1 protein-coding gene is annotated in these 1,427 nt (G+C 58.1%); it reads right to left on the reverse strand.

Annotated features, from left to right (window positions below):
• Positions 1-40: 40 nt before the first annotated feature.
• The coding region (locus E4021_RS17955) for an IS5 family transposase (RefSeq protein ID WP_136460868.1) at positions 41-1,427 on the reverse strand (1,387 nt) is incomplete at its 5' end.

The raw sequence follows: 1,427 nt of genomic DNA on the forward strand, positions 1-1,427 counted from the left end.
AGTCGTCCCTGAAAAAGATACTCAGCGGTTTGGTTTAGGCTTATATCGCTCCCAACGCCATTCTGCGCTGGTGGGCCCTCGGTAGGGTTACTCCATTTAGCCTTTCTACGCAGGTTTCAAAGAAGGCCATCGCCAGCTGGATCAGCTTCAGCATGACCATCACCGGCAGCATTTTCAGCTGATTCAGGCGCTTGACCAGGTTGAAGGCCGCTCCGGCCAGCAGGCAGTTGACGGCATCGCCTAGTTCTCCGCTCAAAAAGTTGCGCCGCATGCGGTGATCATCCTTGAGGTGACCGATGATGGGCTCGATCCCCGCCCGTCGCCGGAAGCGCTTTCGCTGCTTTTGTTTCTCGTAATACGTTTGTCCCTTCGATCCAGGGGACGGGATCAATACTTCGGTCCCCGCGATGCGTTTTCGGCCTCGGTACCCTCGGTCCACCACTGCAGCCGTCGGCCGATCTCCCCCGGCATCCTCTCGCACCCGCTGAACCTGCTCCAGGGCGGGGGCTAGTGTATCGCCGTCGTAGGGATTACCCACGAAGCTCTTCATGCCGACGATGATGCCGCTCAAGGCGGTCCGGGCTACCGACACTTTACAGCCGAACTCGTATTTCTTGTGGACTTTACCCTTTGCAATGCACCAGACTGCCGGCTCGTGTAGACTGTACCTTTTGTTCTTCGTGCCGCGACGCTGCGCCAGCACTTGCTCAAACAGATCTAGGGTATCACGGTAGTAGGCTAGTGCTTCAGCCGACAGCTTGCGGCGTAGATCCCGGACCAGCCGCCCGGCAATGGTGCGCAGTTTACGCTGGGCCCGCCGAGCAGCCCGCCGCCGTCGGGGATGGCTGCCGTTGTAGGTAGCCAACCGTAAGCGCTTAACCACAAAGCAGTAAGACTGACGCCACTGGACTCCTTCCTGCTCGCCGTAAGCCCAGCAGTACTTGATGATCTTCAATGCCAGCTTGGTATCGGTAGGATAGGTCACGTTCTTTTCCTGCACGGTGGTGTCGAGGAGCACCTCCGCTTCCGCCTCACTACCACAGTGCAGGCGCACCGTCAGACTTAAGATTTTCTCCATTCCGTCCTCCCCAACGCGCTTACGGAAGTAGACAAAGTCCGTCGGATCGAAGGGCGGCCGGTGCTGAAAGTAGGTCTCACCGGTGAAGTACTGCCAGTAGGGGTTTTCCACCCAGCGTGCCAGCACCGACTCATCACTCTGATCGTACATCCGCTTGAGTAACAGCATACCGACCATGGTGCGGACCGGGATGCTGGGCCGGCCCTCCCGGGCATAGTAACCGTCCAACTCCTCATCGATCCACGGCCAATCAATTTCCTCGGACAGGCGGCAGAGCTCATGGTCCAGACTGATGATTGAAGTCAGGCGATTGCGGAACAAATCCGTTTGGTCATGATTGGGCAGCGAG

Source organism: Neolewinella litorea (genome assembly GCF_004803465.1).
Classification (GTDB): Bacteria; Bacteroidota; Bacteroidia; order Chitinophagales; family Saprospiraceae; genus Neolewinella; species Neolewinella litorea.